The sequence below is a fragment of the Streptomyces sp. NPDC004065 genome, from assembly GCF_044903565.1.
Taxonomy (GTDB): domain Bacteria; phylum Actinomycetota; class Actinomycetes; order Streptomycetales; family Streptomycetaceae; genus Streptomyces.
The window spans coordinates 137,529-153,706 of the sequence record NZ_JBJDQT010000020.1 but is presented as its reverse complement, the minus strand read 5'-3'; the positions used below and the strand labels follow the sequence as shown (position 1 = coordinate 153,706).

Annotated in this window: 12 protein-coding genes and 1 pseudogene; 2 read left to right on the top strand and 11 right to left on the bottom strand. The window is 72.4% G+C overall.

All coding sequences use genetic code 11. From position 1 onward, the window contains the following. Nucleotides 1-276: 276 nt before the first annotated feature. From ACI2LW_RS21690 to ACI2LW_RS21655, 8 genes are all read right to left on the bottom strand, one after another. Nucleotides 277-1,584, bottom strand: a complete 1,308-nt coding sequence (locus ACI2LW_RS21690) for a class I SAM-dependent methyltransferase (protein ID WP_404732848.1) — start codon at nucleotides 1,582-1,584, stop codon at nucleotides 277-279. A 664-nt stretch (nucleotides 1,585-2,248) separates the two neighbouring features. Continuing rightward, nucleotides 2,249-3,631, bottom strand: coding sequence for an NAD(P)/FAD-dependent oxidoreductase (locus ACI2LW_RS21685; protein ID WP_404732840.1), 1,383 nt, complete (start codon nucleotides 3,629-3,631; stop codon nucleotides 2,249-2,251). A gap of 578 nt (nucleotides 3,632-4,209) precedes the next feature. Further along, nucleotides 4,210-4,743, bottom strand: coding sequence for a flavin reductase family protein (locus tag ACI2LW_RS21680; protein ID WP_404732839.1), 534 nt, complete (start codon nucleotides 4,741-4,743; stop codon nucleotides 4,210-4,212). A gap of 12 nt (nucleotides 4,744-4,755) precedes the next feature. After that, nucleotides 4,756-5,649, bottom strand: a complete 894-nt coding sequence (locus tag ACI2LW_RS21675) for an MBL fold metallo-hydrolase (protein ID WP_404732838.1) — start codon at nucleotides 5,647-5,649, stop codon at nucleotides 4,756-4,758. Continuing rightward, nucleotides 5,646-6,584: an aromatase/cyclase gene (locus tag ACI2LW_RS21670; protein WP_404732837.1), complete on the bottom strand. Its 939-nt coding sequence runs from the start codon at nucleotides 6,582-6,584 to the stop codon at nucleotides 5,646-5,648. Before ACI2LW_RS21670 ends, ACI2LW_RS21675 begins: the two co-directional genes overlap by 4 nt. Further along, nucleotides 6,581-6,838 carry an acyl carrier protein gene (locus ACI2LW_RS21665; protein ID WP_404732836.1) on the bottom strand — a complete coding sequence of 86 codons (258 nt, stop codon included), beginning with the start codon at nucleotides 6,836-6,838 and terminating at the stop codon, nucleotides 6,581-6,583. The genes ACI2LW_RS21670 and ACI2LW_RS21665 overlap by 4 nt, the downstream gene beginning before the upstream one ends. A gap of 90 nt (nucleotides 6,839-6,928) precedes the next feature. Beyond that, nucleotides 6,929-8,152 carry a ketosynthase chain-length factor gene (locus ACI2LW_RS21660; protein WP_404732835.1) on the bottom strand — a complete coding sequence of 408 codons (1,224 nt, stop codon included), beginning with the start codon at nucleotides 8,150-8,152 and terminating at the stop codon, nucleotides 6,929-6,931. After that, nucleotides 8,149-9,558: a beta-ketoacyl-[acyl-carrier-protein] synthase family protein gene (locus ACI2LW_RS21655; protein ID WP_404732834.1), complete on the bottom strand. Its 1,410-nt coding sequence runs from the start codon at nucleotides 9,556-9,558 to the stop codon at nucleotides 8,149-8,151. Before ACI2LW_RS21655 ends, ACI2LW_RS21660 begins: the two co-directional genes overlap by 4 nt. Before the next feature lie 75 nt (nucleotides 9,559-9,633). On the opposite strand from ACI2LW_RS21655, the gene ACI2LW_RS21650 reads away from it, so the two are divergent. After that, nucleotides 9,634-10,419, top strand: a complete 786-nt coding sequence (locus ACI2LW_RS21650; RefSeq protein WP_404732833.1) for a 3-oxoacyl-ACP reductase — start codon at nucleotides 9,634-9,636, stop codon at nucleotides 10,417-10,419. Nucleotides 10,420-10,499: 80 nt separating this feature from the next. Here ACI2LW_RS21650 and ACI2LW_RS21645 read toward each other — a convergent pair whose 3' ends face one another. The 3 genes from ACI2LW_RS21645 to ACI2LW_RS21635 form a co-directional block, all read right to left on the bottom strand. After that, nucleotides 10,500-11,267: a BTAD domain-containing putative transcriptional regulator gene (locus tag ACI2LW_RS21645; RefSeq protein WP_404732832.1), complete on the bottom strand. Its 768-nt coding sequence runs from the start codon at nucleotides 11,265-11,267 to the stop codon at nucleotides 10,500-10,502. 149 nt (nucleotides 11,268-11,416) lie between these two features. Next, nucleotides 11,417-13,552, bottom strand: coding sequence for an MMPL family transporter (locus ACI2LW_RS21640; protein WP_404732831.1), 2,136 nt, complete (start codon nucleotides 13,550-13,552; stop codon nucleotides 11,417-11,419). Next, complete coding sequence (locus tag ACI2LW_RS21635; protein ID WP_404732830.1) at nucleotides 13,552-15,303, bottom strand: MFS transporter; 1,752 nt, start codon at nucleotides 15,301-15,303, stop codon at nucleotides 13,552-13,554. The genes ACI2LW_RS21640 and ACI2LW_RS21635 overlap by 1 nt, the downstream gene beginning before the upstream one ends. A gap of 100 nt (nucleotides 15,304-15,403) precedes the next feature. Here ACI2LW_RS21635 and ACI2LW_RS21630 point away from each other — a divergent pair. Beyond that, a pseudogene (locus ACI2LW_RS21630) lies at nucleotides 15,404-16,162 on the top strand (TetR/AcrR family transcriptional regulator); the annotation flags it as partial. Nucleotides 16,163-16,178 lie beyond the last annotated feature (16 nt).

The window sequence follows — 16,178 nt, the reverse complement described above, 5'->3', positions numbered from 1 at the left end:
ACCCCCAGCTCACGCGCCACCACGGTCACGTTCCCCACGGCATCCAGCCGCGCAAGGAAACGCTCCCTCAACCCCGCAAGATCATCACGTCCAACGGCCACGGTCCTCGCAACTCCCACAGATCGCGGGTGTTGCGAGGACCGTTAGAACCCAAGCTGGTGGGACGGGGCCCTTCGTGTGGGTGGGGGGGGTGGCGGGCGGTGGACTGTGGGCTGTGGGCTGTGGGCTGGTGCGGGGCGCCCGGGGCCTGGTGGCGGGTGCGGGTGCGGGTGCCGGTTACGTGGCCGGCGCGCCCCAGGTGCGGGTCCTCAGCGGCATACCGGAGTCGCCGGATACGGGGGTCTTCACGGCGAGGACCTGGTTGACGCCGATGCGGTTGTGCTCGAACGCGAGGGCCGAGGCCGCCATGTACAGCTGCCAGACGCGGGCCCGGCCGGGACTGGTCAGCCGCACCGCCCGGTCCCAGCCGGCCTCCAGGTTGGCGACCCAGCGGCGCAGGGTGAGGGCGTAGTGCTCACGGAGGGACTCCACGTCGCGCACCTCGAACCCGGCGCGCTCCAGCTGGGTGACGGTGGTGCCGATCGGGGCGAGTTCGCCGTCGGGGAAGACGTAGGCGTCGATGAACTCGTCCACCTGGTACGACGTCTCGTCCCGCTGGGGGCGGCGGCCGATCTGGTGGTTGAGGAGCCGTCCGCCGGGTCCGAGCAGGCCGTGCAGGACCCGGGCGTACTCCAGGTAGCGGGCCGCGCCGACGTGTTCGGCCATCCCGATGGAGGAGACGGCGTCGTACGGCCCGTCGGCCACGTCGCGGTAGTCCTGGACGCGGATCTCCACCTTGTCGGTGAGCCCCTCGTCGGCGACGCGCTTGCGGGCGTACGCCGCCTGCTCCTGGGAGAGGGTGACGCCGACGACGCTCACGCCGTGCTCGCGGGCCGCGTGGATGGCCAGGGAGCCCCAGCCGCAGCCGACGTCGAGCAGGCGCCGGCCCGGCTTCAGGTCCAGCTTGCGGCAGATCAGTTCGAGCTTGTCGCGCTGGGCCTGCTCCAGCGTGCCGGCGGGTTCCGGGGCCGGCCAGTAGGCGCAGGAGTACACCATGGACGGGCCGAGGACGAGTTCGTAGAAGTCGTTGCCGACGTCGTAGTGGTGGCTGATGGCCCGCTTGTCGCTGCGCCGCGTGTGCAGGTGGCCCGGGCGGCGGACCTCCTCGGGCGGCGGGGCGGGCGGCAGCGGGGGGCCGGCCAGCCGCACCAGGCCGCGTACGGCCGCGCGGACCTCGGGGTCGCGCAGCGCCGCGGTGAGGCCCCGGGCGTCCTCGCCGCGGTCCCAGATCAGGCCGGAGAGCAGGTCCAGGGCGGTGTAGAGGTCGCCGTCGACGGTGACGTCGCCGGCCACCCAGGCGCGGGCGAGGCCGAGTTCGCCCGGCTTGAAGAGCAGCCGGCGCAGGGCGCGGCGGTTGTGCACGACGAGAGTCGGTGCCGCCGGCGGGCCCGCCTCGGAGCCGTCCCAGGCGCGGATGCGCACCGGAATGGGTGTTCCCAGCAACTGTTCGAGCAGTCTCGTGAGCCGCAGCGCGGCGTCGGGCATGGTGCACACCTCCGTGACGACGGACGCGGGAATGTCATCCACCACGAAAACACCACGGGGGCTGTTGCGCAGTCCCGCAACGGGGTTACGACTGAGCAAAACACGTGCCGCGTTCATGGATCACCCGGCTGTACCCCCGTCCCCGGGGCTCCGCCCCGGACCCCGGGTGGGGCTGCGCCCGCGCTGGGGTGAGGGGTCCCGTCCCCGGGGCTCCGCCCCGGGACCCCGGCGGGGGGCTGCGCCCCCCGCACCCCCCTCTGCACCCTCCAGCCCGCCCGACTCGGTGGGGTGAGGAGTTGCCGTCACGGGGCTGCGCCCCGGACCCCGTACGGGGCTCCGCCCCTGCACCCCGGCCGGGGGCTCCGCCCCCCGCACCCCCCTCTGCCCCATCCGACCCGCCCGACTCGGTGGGCCAAGACGGCACCGCCACGGGGCTCCGCCCCGGACCCCATGCGGGGCTCCGCCCCTGCACCCCGGGCGGGGGCTGCGCCCCCTGCACCCCTCGGGGCTCCGCCCCGGACCCCGCGCGGGGCTGCGCCCCTGCGCCCCCTCGGGGCTCCGCCCCGGATCCCTTCCTCGTCCACGGGTGTTGGCTCCGGACAAGCCGAAGGGGCCGCCCGCACCACGGATGGCGGGTGGCCCCTTCAGGGGGTGTGCGGGTGGGTCAGGAGGCCTTGGCCTTCTCGCCCGCCTTGCTCGCCGCGGCGACCGGGGCCGGCTTGGCGGCCTCGTAGAACTCCTCGCGGGGGTTCTCCATGGCGCCCAGGGAGACGACCTCGCGCTTGAGGAACATCGCCAGGGTCCAGTCGGCGAAGACGCGGATCTTGCGGTTCCAGGTGGGCATCGCCATGCCGTGGTACCCGCGGTGCATGTACCAGGCCAGGCGGCCGCGCAGCTTGATCTTCATCTTGCCCATGACGATCATCGCGACGCCCTTGTGCAGGCCGAGGCCCGCGACCGCGCCCTTGTTGGCGTGGCTGTACTCCTTCTGGGGGAAGCCCCGCATACCGGAGACCACGTTGTCGCCGAGGACCTTGGCCTGGCGCAGCGCGTGCTGGGCGTTGGGCGGGCACCAGGCGTTCTCGTTGCCCGCCTTGCGGCCGACGAGGTCGGGCACCTGGGCGTTGTCGCCGGCGGCCCAGATGTAGTCCGTGCCCTTGACCTGGAGCGTGGGCTCGCAGTCGACGTGGCCGCGCGGGCCGAGGGGCAGGCCGAAGCGGGCGAGCGCCGGGTTGGGCTTGACGCCGGCCGTCCAGACGATGGTGTTGGAGTCGACCTCGAGGCCGTTCTTCAGCACCACGTGGCCGTCGACGCAGGACTCCATCGACGTGGAGAGGTAGACCTCCACGCCGCGGCCCTCGAGGTGCTCCTTGCCGTACTGGCCGAGCTTCGGGCCGACCTCGGGGAGGATCTTGTCGGCGGCGTCGACGAGGATGAAGCGCATGTCCTCGCGGGAGACGTTCTTGTAGTACTTGGCCGCGTCCCGGGCCATGTCCTCGACCTCACCGATCGTCTCGGCGCCGGCGAAGCCGCCGCCGATGAACACGAAGGTGAGCGCCTTGCGGCGGATCTCCTCGTCGGTGGTGGAGTCGGCCTTGTCGAGCTGCTCCAGGACGTGGTTGCGCAGGCCGATGGACTCCTCGATGCCCTTCATGCCGATGCCCTGCTCGGCGAGGCCGGGGATCGGGAAGGTGCGGGAGACCGCCCCCATCGCGATGACCAGGTAGTCGAAGGGCAGCTCGTACGCCTCGCCGACCAGCGGGGCGATCGTGGCGACCTTGCGGTCCTGGTCGATGGTGGTGACCCGGCCGGTGAGGACCTCCGCCTTGGGAAGCACGCGCCGCAGCGGGACGACGACGTGGCGCGGGGAGATGCTGCCGGCGGCGGCTTCGGGGAGGAAGGGCTGGTAGGTCATGTACGACCGGGGGTCGACGACCGTGACGGTCGCCTCGCCGTAGCGCATCTTCTTGAGGATGCGCCGAGCTGCGTACAGGCCTACGTACCCACCGCCTACTACGAGGATCCTGGGACGCTCCGTGGTGCTCATGGGATCGAGTATCCACCCGGCTCAGGGGGGTCGCTCGTGCGCCCCTTCACAAGCTTGCCCACCCCCTGTGCTAAACTCCGCGGCCCGTTTGACCGGGTTCACGGTCGCGGGTGGGAAGCGGCGCCCGGTTATGACCGTTGTCAAGGCCGCGTGAGCTGCCGTTCCGTATCGCCCGGGCCGGGCGGGGAGGTGCCGCGCGGGGCCGGCGGAAGGGCTGGGCGGCGCCCTTGTGAGCGCCTGTCAAGGGCCCTTGAGTCCCCGAAGGGGGCGAGGAGGTCCCTTCCGGCCCCCGACAGCACGGAATTCCTTGTGAAGAACTTCACGAAGTTTCCCGCGAGGGTGCCTCCGCGGGCCCGGCGACCCTGCCGGAACAGCGCCCGAACCCCGCCCGAACCGCGCGCATACGCTACCCAACCTGCTCAGCAGAGGCTACCGATCAGTAGGCATCAGGCCCGGAAGAGACGCGGTTCACTTGGCGGGGGTGTGGCGCGAGCGCGGCGCGCCCCCGGCGCGCCCGTGCTCCCGGCCGGGCCGGCCGGGCCGGCCGGGCCTCAGCCGTCGTACCTCCCCGGCTCTCCTCAGCCCGCGTGCGCGTGCGTGCCGTGCCCGGCGGCGGCCAGGCAGGCGCCCGTGCCCGAGCAGAGGGCGGCGAACCCGCGGTCCACGTAGACCGCCGGGGCGCCCTTGTCCTCGACGTGCACGGACTGGACCTCACCGAGCAGGATGATGTGGTCGCCCGCGGGGTAGCGCTCGTGGACCGTGCACTCGACGACCGCGAGCGCCCCGTCGAGCACGGTCCCTCCCCTGGCGGTGCGGACGAACTTTCCGCCCGCGAACTTGTCCGCCGACTTGCGCGCGAAGCGCATCGCCAGCTCGGTGTGGTCGTCGCGCAGCACGCTCACCGCGAACTCGCGGCAGCTGTCGAAGACCGGGAAGGAGTTGGCCGTGCGGGCCAGGCAGACCAGCGCGAGCGGCGGCTCCATCGAGACGGACACGAACGAGCTGGCGGTGAAACCGTGCGGGGCTCCCCCGCTGTCATGGGCGGTGACGAGTGCCACCCCGGCGGGCACCCGGGCCATGGCGTCCCGGAGCATGTGCTGGTCGGCGGCCATCTTTCGACTCCTTCAGGCGAGGCAGGCGGGCAGCCGCCCACCGTTGTAGGCGACCAGCTCCGAGAAGATCTCCATGGCGTCGCGCGCCGGTCTGCTCAGCAGTTCCTCGTGGGCGCGGTGCAGGTTGGCGACGAGGCGCTCCGCGTCCAGCAGGCCGGCGAAGACGCCGAGGTCCGCCTCGCGCGCGGCCTGAAGCGGGGTCAGCCCGCGGTCGGCCGCCTCGGCGGCGAGGCGCTGGACCCAGCGCAGGTAGTCCCGGTTGGCGTCGAGCACCTCGGGGCCCGCCACCGGGCCGTGCCCGCCGACGACCACCGCGGGCTCCAGTTCCGCCAGCCGGTCGAGCGCGGTCAGGGTGCCGGCCACCGAACCGAACAGGGCGAACGGGGTGACGCCCGACATGACGACGTCGCCCGCGAACAGCACGCGCTCCTCGGGCAGCCAGACCACCACGTCGTGTCCGGTGTGCGCGGGGCCGACGCCAATCAGTTCGGCCCGGCGCTCGCCGACGTGCACGGTGAGGCGGTCGCGGAAGGTGACCGTCGGCGGTGTCACCTCGATCTCGCCCCAGTCGACCCGCGGCCACAGCCCGGTGAGGGCCAGGCCCGTCGTCACCATGGCGGTCCGCATGTCCTCGTGCGCGATGATCTGCGTGCCCGGCGGGAAGACCTGGTTGCCGAACGCGTGGTCCCCGTGGAAGTGGGTGTTGACCACGGTGCGGGCCGGGCCCGCGGCGAGCCCGTCCACCGTCGCGGCCAGCCGCCGCGCCCTGGGGATGGTCGACAGCGTGTCGACGACGAGGGCGCCGTCGCCGCCCACCACGACGCCCGCGTTGCTGACGCACCAGCCGCCGGGGGCCTGCTCGTACGCGTAGACCCCCTCGGCGACCTCGCGGACCGCGGCCGTCACGACGCCGGCCCCGTGGCGGCGGCGGCCGCGTGACGGAGCGTGGCCCGGCTGTTGGCGCCGAGCACGTCCCGCAGATGGGCGCGGGCGTCGGCGACGGTGCTGCCGCGGCCCAGGACCTCCTCGATCCGGGCCGGGTCGATCGCCACGGTGTGGCGGGCGGTGACCGTGTCCCCGTCGAAGAGCCACGCGCCACTGTGCCCGGTGAGCAGGGCGGGCGGCACGAGCTGCTTGTAGACGATGGCCTCGCCGGGGAAGCAGAGGCGGATCGAGCGGGTCGTGTGCGCGCCGCCGTCGGCGGTGACGGTCTCCATGGTCATGTCCTGGACGCCGGGGGAGCCGGCGGCCGGCGGCTCCTCGGTCAGCGTCACCTTCCCCACGTGCGGCAGCCGGTCCGGCCACAGGTCGCTGCGCTCGATGAAGGCGTAGGCGTCGTCCCCGGACGGCACCTGGACCGTGTCCTCGAAGGTGAACAGCAGGTCCTCGACCAGATGTCGCCGCTCCGCGAGCCGGGCCAGCGCGGCCAGCTCCTGCCCGCTGTTGGCGTCCAGTGCCGCGCGCAGTCCCGGCAGGGCGGCCTCGTCGACGGCGGCGAAGTCGTGGGTCAGCACGATCTCGGTGCCGTCGCCGTCGCCGCGGAACTCCCAGCTCCCGCCCATCGAGGCGATCGGCGGCTGGGTGCGCTCCTGGCGGAACGTCACCCGCAGCGCGTCGGGGTCCAGCGTCCGGCGCGACGTCCAGGTCTTCACCCGTCCGGCCACGCTCGCCCAGATGCGGAACCGTTCCGTGCCCCGGCCGCGCTCCAGGATGCGGACGTGCACCGCGGGTTCGAGGACGGCCGGCCAGTGTTCGGCCCGCGCGACCAGCTCGTACAGCCGTCGCGCCGGGGCCGGGGTCCTCAGGGTGTGGACCACCCGGTGTTCCTCCGGCCGGCTCATGCCGCCTCGGCCAGGACGCCGTTGACCAGGTCGAGCAGCTCGCGGGGGGTTTCGGCGTGGCCGACGTCGTCGGGTATGGCCACGCCGTAGCGGCTCTCCAGCCGGGCCGCGGTCTCCATCAGGGCGAGCGAGTCGTAGCCGATGGTCTCGAAGCGGGTGTCGAGGATGTCCCCGGACAGGTCCGCTCCGTCCGCCTCGCCCGCGCATTCGATGAGGACGCGGCGCAGGTCGTCGATGGTCAGCAGGGTTGCCATTGCGGTCTCCAGTTCTCGGTGTGCTTACGGGCGTTCTCGGTGTGGCTGCGTGGTCGGTGGCCACGGGGTCGGTGGCCATGGGGTCGGTGGCTACGAGGTCGGTCCGGGGAGGCGCAGGACGACCGCCGAGTTGAAGCCCCAGCGGCCCCTGGCCAGGACCAGGGCGGTGCGCAGGCGCGCGGGGCGCGGTGCGCCGAGCACCAGGTCGAGGCCGTACTCCCGCGGTACGGTCCGCACGCCCGCGGTCGGCGGGATCACGCCTTCGCGCAGGGACATCAGGGCGGTGACCACGTCGAGCGGGCCGCCGCCGGAGTAGAGCCGGCCCGTCGTCGTCTTGGGGACCGTGACCGGGACGCCGCGGGAGCCGAACACCCGGCCGATGGCCCGGGCCTCGGCGGCGTCCTGTGCGGGTGTTCCCGCGCCGTCGGCGAAGACGACGTCGACGTCCTCGGGGCCGAGCCCGGCGTCGGCCAGCGCGAGCCGGACGGCGCGCTCCAGGCCCGGGGGGCGTCCGGAGCCGGGGGGCGGGTCGAAGGTCGAGGCCCAGCCCGCGAGTTCGCCGTAGGGGTCGTGCCGGCCGCGGGCCTCGGCCGCGGCGCCGTCCTCCAGGACGAGCAGGGCGCCGCCCTCGCCGGGGACGTAGCCGGCCGCCTGCTCGTCGAACGGCAGATAGGCCCGGGCCGGGTCGGTGGCGGTGCTGATCCGTCCGCTCGCGATCTGCGAGACCCAGCCCCAGGGGTCGAGTGCCGAGTCGACTCCGCCGGAGACCACCAGCGGGGTGCCGCGGCGGATCGTGCGGCGGGCGTGGCCGAGGGCGTCCAGGCCGCCGGCCTGCTCGGCGACCAGGGCGCTGCTCGGGCCGCGCATACCGTGCCGGATGGAGATCTGTCCGGTGTTCACCGCGTAGAACCAGGCGAAGGACTCGTACACGCTGACCGACTTGGGGCCCTCGGTCCACAGCTTGCGGAACTCGCGGTGCGTGAAGTCGAAGCCGCCGCAGGCGTTGGCCGTGACCACGCCCATGTCGTAGTCGGTGAGCGAGTCCGGGTCGGCCTTCGCGTCCTGCAGCGCCCAGGCCGCGGCGGTCAGCGCGAGCCGGGTGGAGGGGTCCGTCTGCGGCAGCAGCCGGCCCGGGACGTGGTCGGGCGCGTGGAAGTCGTCGATCTGGCCGGCGAGGGTGGCCGGGTACCGGCTCACGTCGAAGCGGGTGACCGGGCCGAGGCCGCTGCGGCCGGCCAGCACGGCCGCCCAGTACGGCTCCAGGCCGAGGCCGTTGGGGGCGACGACGCCCATTCCGGTGATGAGGACGCTCATGCGACCGCCCCCGCCGTCTCGGCACGGCGCAGCACCATCGCGCTCTGGAAGCCGCCGAAGCCGCTGCCCACGGTGAGGACGGCCCCGAGCCTGCGCTCCCGGGCCTCGAGCGGGACGTAGTCGAGGTCGCATTCGGGGTCGCTGGTGCGCAGGTTCGCGGTCGGCGGCACCACCTGGTGTTCGAGGGCGAGCACGCTGGCCGCTATCTCCAGCGAGCCGATCGCGCCGAGCGAGTGCCCGACCATCGACTTGATCGAGCTGACCGGGGTGCGCCGGGCGTGCTCGCCGAGCGCCCGCTTGTAGGCGGCGGTCTCGTGGCGGTCGTTCTGCCGGGTGCCGGAGCCGTGGGCGTTGATGTAGTCGATGTCCTTGGGGTCCGTACGGGACTCGTCGAGGGCGGCCCGGATGGCCTCGGCCATCTCACGGCCGTCGGTCTTCAGCCCCGTCATGTGGTACGCGTTGCAGCGCGTCGCATAGCCGGGGATCTCGGCGTGGACGTGGGCGCCGCGGGCCAGCGCGCTGTCGTGGTCCTCCAGGACGAACATGGCGGCTCCCTCGGCCAGCACGAAGCCGTCGCGGGTGCCGTCGAACGGCCGTGAGGCGTGCTCCGGGTCGTCGTTGCGCGCCGTCGTGGCGCGGATCGCGTCGAAGCAGGCGACGACGATCGGGGTGATCGGGGTGTCCGCGGCGCCGGCGAGCATCACGTCGGCGCTGCCCTCCTCGATCAGCCGCACCGCGTGGCCCACGGAGTCCAGGCCCGAGGTGCAGCCGTTGGAGACCATCGCGACCGGGCCCTCGGCGCCGACCGCCCAGGCCACCTCGGCCGGCATGACGCTGGGCACCAGGTAGTCGAACATGTGCCGGGACAGCCAGGCGGCGTCGACCTCCCACTGACGGCCGGAGTCGGACAGCAGCAGGTACTCGCGTTCCAGGCTGGTCGCGGCGGCCACGGCGCTGCCCAGGCTGACCCCGACCCGGGTGGGGTCGAGGGCGCCGAAGTCGAGCCCGCTCGCGGCGACGGCCTCCCGGGCGCACGCCACGGCGAACTGCGAGGCCCGGTCCATGCGGTCGAGTTCCCGCGGGCCGAAGCCCTCGGCGACCGGGTCGAAGTCGGCTTCCGCGGCGACCTGCGAACGGTACGGCGAGGGGTCGAAGAACGAGATCCGGCGCGTCGCCGTCCGCCCCGAGGTGAGCAGTTCCCAGAACTGCCGCGTGCCGTTCCCGCCTGGGGCGCGGACGCCGACGCCCGTGATGACGACTCTGCGCTTCAATCCGAACAGCTCCTTCGACGAGTTCGTCCGGTGGTCGTCGTCATCGTCGGCCCCGTGGCTCGAAAGCGGCTCGAAGGCCGATACGGAGCGCCTCGACGCCCGGTCCACCGGTACGGCGTCCCAGCCCCGCCCCACTCGCCTTCGACCGCCGCTCGAGCCGGGCGCCCAAGGCTGGGCAGGTCAGGGACCACGACGCAGGGAGAGGGACACATGGCCACGCAGGTCTCGAAGGTCGCACTGGTGACGGGCGCGACCAGCGGTATCGGGCTGGAGATCGCCCGCAGGCTCGGTGCGGAGGGGTTGCGGGTCTTCGTCTGCGGCCGCGGTGAGGAAGCGGTGCGCTCGACGGTGAAGGAGCTGCGGGAAGCGGGGGTGGAGGCGGACGGGCGGACCTGCGACGTGCGCTCGGTCGCCGGCATCGAGGCGCTCGTGGCGGCGGTCGTCGAGCGCTACGGACCGGTCGACGTCCTGGTGAACAACGCGGGCCGGCCCGGCGGCGGCGCCACGGCCGAACTCGCCGACGAGCTCTGGCTCGATGTGATCGACACCAATCTCACCGGCGTGTTCCGGGTGACCAAGGAGGTCCTGACGGCCGGCGGCATGCTCGGCCGGGGCAGTGGACGGATCGTCAACATCGCCTCGACGGGCGGGAAGCAGGGTGTGGTGCACGCCGCCCCGTACTCGGCTTCGAAGCACGGCGTGGTCGGTTTCACCAAGGCGCTCGGCCTGGAGCTGGCGAGGACCGGCATCACGGTGAACGCCGTCTGCCCCGGGTTCGTCGAGACGCCGATGGCCGCGGCCGTGCGCGAGCACTACGCGGAGATCTGGCAGGTGTCCACCGAGGAGGCCTTCGACCGGATCACCGCGCGGGTGCCGGTCGGCCGGTATGTGCGGCCGTCCGAGGTGGCGGAGATGGTGGCCTACCTGATCGGGGACGGGGCGGCCGCGGTCACCGCGCAGGCGCTGAACGTCTGCGGCGGCCTGGGGAACTACTGACACCCGGCGGCGCGGGCGCGACGCGGTGGAGCCCCTCGCGGTCCGCGAGGGGCTCCACCGTGTGCGTTCTCGGCCGGTGCCTACACCAGCACATGATCACCGTTGAGAATCTCCAGGTGCATGCGCTGAATTTCCGGCGTCGGGTCCACCCCCAGTTCGTCGGAGAGGATCTGCCGGAGATTCCGGTACGACGCCAGTGCTTCCGCCCGCCGGCCCACCCGGTAGAGCGCCCCCATCAGCTTGGCGTGCAGGGTCTCGTTCAGCGGATGGGAAATCACCAGGGACCTCAGCTCCGGAATCATCGGCCCGATCCTGCCCAGCCTCCAATTCGCGTCCACGCGCAACAGCACCCCGAAGAGCCGCAGCTCCTCCAGATGGGCGATATGACCTTCGAGCACCCGGCCGCACGGCACGGTGGACAGCGCCGGGCCGCGCCAGAGGTCCAGTCCCGCGTTCAGCGAGGCGAGCGCCTCCTCGGGCCGGTTCTCCTCGAGCAGCCGGCCGCCCGTGCGGATCAGCCGCTCGGCGATCGTGACGTCCAGTTCGTCGTCGTCGATCAGGGCGAAGTAACCGGGCGGCCGGGTCAGGACCAACTCCCTTCCCTCGGCCGTCACCTGGTGCTGCGCCAGCAGGCGGCGCGTGTGGTAGACGTAGGTCTGCAGCGTCGTCATGGCGCTGCGCGGCGGATCGTCCGCCCACAGTTCCTCGATGAGCACCCCCGAGCCGACCACCTCGTGCCGCCTGAGCAGCAGTAACGCCAGGAGCTGGGTCGCCTTCGAGGATTTGAGCGGAATCAGCCGTCCCGCGTCGGTGATCACATGGACATGTCCCAACAGATTGAATCTCATGCTGTGCCCCCGTCGAGATTCTCCGTTTCCTGGAAACGACAATAACAGTTCGACTTGGCTGAATTCAACGTGGTTGGGGTCACAGCGGATCATTTATTGGTCAAAGCATAAATCAACGCAGCGGCCTGCGATGATCTATATTATCCGACCTAGGGGGAAAGGGGAGTTGACACTTCCGAATTCACAGAATCGGAAATTCCCGATCCGGCGTTTTCCGCGGGGGCGTCCTCGCGCCGGAAGAGCCGGTGCGGCCACCACATCCACCGGCCGACGTCCATGGTGAGCGCCGTGACCAGGACCGAACGCACGATCATGGTGTCGAGCAGGATGCCCACCGCCACGGTGAAGCCGAGCTCGGCGATGAAGACCAGCGGCAGCGTGGCCAGTGCGGCGAAGGTCCCGGCCAGCACCAGACCCGCCGCGGTGATCACGCCACCGGTCGAGGTGAGGCCCTTGAGCGCGCCCTGCCGGGTGCCGAGCCGGTCGCTCTCCTCCCTGATCCGGGTCACGAGGAAGATGTTGTAGTCGACGCCCAGCGCGACCAGGAAGACGAACACCCACAGCGGGAAGGCGGAATCGGCACCGGGGAAGCCGAAGACGTGGTTGAAGAAGAAGGCCGCGAGGCCGAGCGCCGTGAAGAAGGACAGCACCACGCTGGCGATCAGCAGCAGCGGCGCCACGAGTGCCCGCAGCAGCAGCGCGAGGACGCAGAACACCACGGCGAGGATCACCGGGATGAGCAGGGAGCGGTCGCGGTCGGCCGCCTCGCGCATGTCGTGGACGACGGCGCTGCTGCCGCCCACCTTCGCCTGGGCCCCGTCCAGCCGGCCGAGGGCCTCGCGGGCCGAGACGACCGTGTCCATCGCCCGCGGGCTGTCGGCTCCCGCGCCGAGCGTCGCCTCGACATAGGCCAGCCCGTCCTTGACCCGGGGCCGCGTGACCTCGGTGACACCGGGGACCTTCGCCAGTGCGCCGCGCACCTCGGACGCCGCGGCGCCCTTGGCGACGACGACCAGCGGCTCACCGGAACCGGCCGGGAAGTGCCGGGCAAGGATCTCCTCGCCCACCACCGACTCCGGCTTGGTCCTGAAGCCGTCCTTCTGCTGGAGCCCGTCGGCGTTCAGGGTGACGGCCAGCGTGGCCACCGCCCCGAGCAGCAGGCTGGTGGTGATCCAGACCGCGCGCGGGCGGCCGGAGACCAGCCGGGCCACCCGCGTCCACAGGCCGCGGGTGGGGTCCGGCTCCGTACCGGGCATGGGCCGGGCCGGCCAGAAGATCCAGCGCCCGAAGATCACCAGCAGGGCGGGCAGCAGCGTCGTCATCGACAGCAGGCCGACCAGCACGCCGACGGCGCAGACCGGGCCGAGGCCCTTGGTGGAGTTCAGCGCGGCCAGCAGCAGGGCGAGCATGCTGACGGCGACGGTGGCGGCGCTGGCCACGATGGCGGGACCGGCACGGTGCAGCGCCACGGCCATGGCCTCGTGACGGTCCTCGTGCCGCCGCAGCTCCTCCCGGTAGCGGGCGACGAGCAGCAGCGCGTAGTCGGTGGCCGCGCCGAGCACCAGCACCGTCAGGATCATCGCCGTCTGGGCGTTGACCGTGAGCCCCGCGTGCCTGGCCAGCAGGTAGACGACGGCCTGCGAGACGACCAGGGACATGCCCGCCGAGATCATCGGCAGCAGCCAGAGCAGGGGGCTGCGGTAGGTGACGACGAGGATCGTCACCACGATGAGGAGGGTGACCAGGGTGAGTCTGAAGTCGGCGCTGCTGAAGGACTCCGCGGAGTCGGCGGCATAGCCGGTCGGGCCCGTCACATGGACGCCGAGACCGTCGGGCGCGCCCGGCCGCGCGATCGCCCGGATGTCCTTCGTGGCCGCGTTGAGCCCCTCCCAGCCGTCCTTGCCGAGGTGGACGCCGACCACGGTGCGCAGGGCCTTGCCGTCCTTCGAGCGCACCGGGCCGAACGGCTTGCCCACCACGTCGGCGCCTTTCGCGAAGCGCGCGGCGTCGGCCCGGGCCTTCGCCTCGTCGGCGGCCGTGATCCCCGAGGGGCGGTCGTAGACGACGACGGCCGGGCTGGTGTCGGCGGGCCGGAACCTCTCGGAGAGTTCGAGCACCTTTGTCGATTCCGCGTTGCCGGGCAGCCAGGCGGCGGCGTCGTTGGACTCGACGTCACCGAGCTTGCCGGCCAGCGGCTGGAGCACGATCAGCAGGGCGATCCAGCCCAGCAGCACCAGCCACTTGGCCCGGCGTCCGCCCGGCCGGGCGAGCAGTCTCCGTGTCATCAGAATCCCTCTTCCGCACGAGGCTTGGGCGGCAGCCGGAAGGCCAGCGCGAAGGACACCGCGAGCAGTCCGATCACGACCCAGAGGGTGCGGACCATCGCGGTGCTGAAGTTCTCGGTGTGGGCGGTCCGCCAGGCCCGCGCGGTGGCCCCGGCCAGCTCCGGCCGTGCCCGCTGGACGTTCCGGCAGCTGTCGGGCGTCCGCTCGGAGTCCTTCTGGCGCGCCGACTCCCTCAGGCACGCCCGCAGGTCGGCGAGGATCCGGTCCTGCTCGGCCGGGGTCGCGCCGGCGGCGGCCAGTTCGGCCCGGGTGCGGGCCGCGCCGTCGGCGACGCTGGCCGTGGCCTGTGAGCCGAGCAGCCCGAAGAACATCGTCGCCAGCACCGCGACGCCGACCGCGAAGCCGAGCTGCTGGACCGCGGTGAGGATGCCGGAGGCGGTGCCGGCCTCCTGCTTGTCGACGTCGGCCAGGGCGATGTCGAAGAGCAGACCGATCATGATGCCCATGCCGAGCCCGGCCACGGCGATGCCGGGGACGAGTTCCCAGCTGGTCAGATCACCGGCCTGGTCACCGATCGTCAGCAGCATGACCAGGACGCCGATCGCCAGCACCACGAGCCCGCCGTGCAGGGCCCTGCGGCCGAACTTCGCGCCCAGCACCGCTCCGGTCAGGATCGCGCCGACGACCAGGAACACCGACCAGGGCGTCATCGTCAGCGCGGCCCGGGTGGGGCTGAACCCCAGACCGATCTGCAGGTGCAGACCGAGCAGCAGCGACATCCCGGAGATACCGGTGAAGAACACCAGGGACACCGCCAGTCCCGCGGCGTAGCGGGACCTGCGCAGCAGGCTGAGTTCGATCAGCGTGGCACCGCCGCGCCTCTCCTGCCGCAGCTCGTACGCGACGAAGGCGGCGAGGACGGCCGCTGCGGCCGCCATCAGCACGAAGGTCCAGGCGGGCCAGTCCCGTTCGCGCCCCTGGACGAGCGGGAAGATCAGCAGGGTCAGGCCGAGCGTGACCAGCAGCATGCCGCCGACGTCGAACCTCGGCCGCACGGGCGCCCTGCCCTCGGGCAGCAGCAGCACCGCGCCGGTGATCACGGCCGCCCCGATCAGCAGGTTGATCAGGAAGACGGACCGCCAGCCGGAGCCGAACAGATCGGCGTCGACCAGGAATCCGGCGACGATGGGACCGAGCACGGCGCCCAGCCCGATGGCGGGCCCGAACGCGCCGAACGCCGCCGCGGTCTCCTTGGGCGGGAACATCTGCTTGATGAGGCCGAGCCCCTGCGGAATCATCAGCGCGCCCAGCCCGCCCTGGAGGAAGCGCGCGGCGATGAGCATCTCGGAACTGCCCGCCGCCGCGCACAGCACGGAGGCCAGGGTGAATCCGACGGCGCCGATGACGAACATGCGCTTGCGGCCGTAGATGTCGCCCAGCCGGCCGCCCACCACCAGCAGCACGGCGAAGGCGAGCGAGTAGCCGGCGGTGATCCACTGGATGACGCTGAGGCTGCCGCCCAGATCGGCGCGGACCGCCGGTGCGGCGATGTTCATGACCGTGCCGTCCAGCAGGTCCATGATCTCGGCGCCGAGGATGACCGCGAGCGCGGCCCAGCGGCGCGCGTAGGCCGGGGGCTCGGCGGCGGCCGGGTCCGGCCCGGGGTCCCGCTCCGACGACGACGGTGGCGGTGGCGGCGCCGTCAGTGGCTCGGCCGCCCTGCCCGGCTCGTCCGCGTCCACGGAAGTCATGGCACATCCCCCGACGTCTCGACAACAGGTCCATTGACGACCACCGTTCTATAGTGGAACGGTGGTCGTGTCAAGAAACGGTGGCCGTCGATGCCGTACGATGAGGGTCAATCCCCTGGTGCGCAGCGGAAGAAGGAGGCCCATGCCCGAGGAGATCCCCGTACCCCCGTGGCGCCGGCCGAAGAAGGCGCCGCCCCGGATGCCCCTGACCCAGGACCGGATCGTCGACACGGCGCTCGGCATCCTCGACGCCGAGGGCTTCGACGCCCTGAGCATGCGGCGGCTCGCGCAGGAGCTGAAGACCGGACACGCCTCGCTCTACGCGCACGTGGGGAACCGGGACGAGCTGCTCGACCTGGTCTTCGACCGCGTGCTGACCGAGGTGGAGATCCCGGAGCCGGAGCCGGGCCGCTGGGCGGAGCAGGTCAAGGAGATGTGCCGGTCACTGCGGCGGGTGTTCCTGGCCCACCGGGACCTGGCGCGCATCGCGATCGACCGGGTCCCGCTCGGCCCCAACGGGATCGTGGGGATGGAGCGCACCCTGAATCTGCTGCGCGCGGGGGGACTGCGGGACGAACTCGCCGCCTACGGGGGCGACCTGCTGTCGACGTTCGTCACGGCGGAGGCCCTGGAGCAGTCGTCCCGGTATTCCGGTGCGGAGGACAGCCGGGAGCAGGCCGGCATGTTCGCCGACCAGCTCCACGGCTATCTGAAGTCGCTGCCGGCCGCCCGGTTCCCCAACCTGGTCCATCTGGCCGGCCCGATCACCTCGCTCGACTCCGACCGCCGGTTCGAGCTCGGACTCGAGATCATCATCGCCGGCCTGGTGGCGGCCGGGGCCGGCGACGACGCGGACGACGGGAGCGGCGGGGACG